At 38.7% G+C, this 654-nt stretch carries 1 protein-coding gene; it reads left to right on the top strand.

The annotated features are described in order from the left end of the window. Nucleotides 1-165 precede the first annotated feature (165 nt). Nucleotides 166-618 carry a hypothetical protein gene (locus tag ACFIK8_RS11900; protein ID WP_014924426.1) on the top strand — a complete coding sequence of 151 codons (453 nt, stop codon included), beginning with the start codon at nt 166-168 and terminating at the stop codon, nt 616-618. The last annotated feature ends 36 nt before the right edge of the window (nt 619-654 follow it).

The following is a 654-nucleotide window of genomic DNA, read 5'->3' as shown; positions in this document are numbered from 1 at the left end:
AAGCCAAAGTACCAATGATACTTATATACCCGCAGTCCATGAAGCAGATGTTTTGACCACATCATCCCCTCTTCTACGCCCTGCCCCTATAAACTTCTTGTATAAAAACCCTTAAAAGAATAAACTCATCTCATTCTAAGAAAACAATCAATAGAAGAATGCAGCATGGTGAATAATAAGCAGATTCATACTTCAAAAGACCATCATACAGAGCAATGTGCTCTACTGCCTCAAGATTTCCCCTTAGACCCTGCAGCAGAACGTGTGAGAAAAAAGCTTATGCGTTTCATGATTATTTCCATTTCAATAACGCTCATTCTTACCCTTACTGTCTTGTCTTTAGCTGTCTACAAAATAATAGCAACAGGATCAGCTCCAAAACAAACAGCTAGCTTTTCCTCACACAGCAAAAATCTAGAAGTTGCCCACCATACACTTTCCTTACCGGAAGGAACACAGATTTTGTCACACAGTCTTTCAGAACACAATATTGTGTTAAAGATCTTAACGCCAGACGGGAAAACGAAATTCATGATTTACAATTATCATACTGGAGCACCTATCGCTATCCTTTGTGTTGAAACACCAAAAGAAAAATCGACCACCCAACCCCATTAAACTAGCAACATTTCACAAGTGTTTAAACAGTGCTCT

Source organism: Bartonella sp. MR168JLCBS (assembly GCF_042194175.1).
This window is presented reverse-complemented; position numbering and strand designations above follow the sequence as displayed.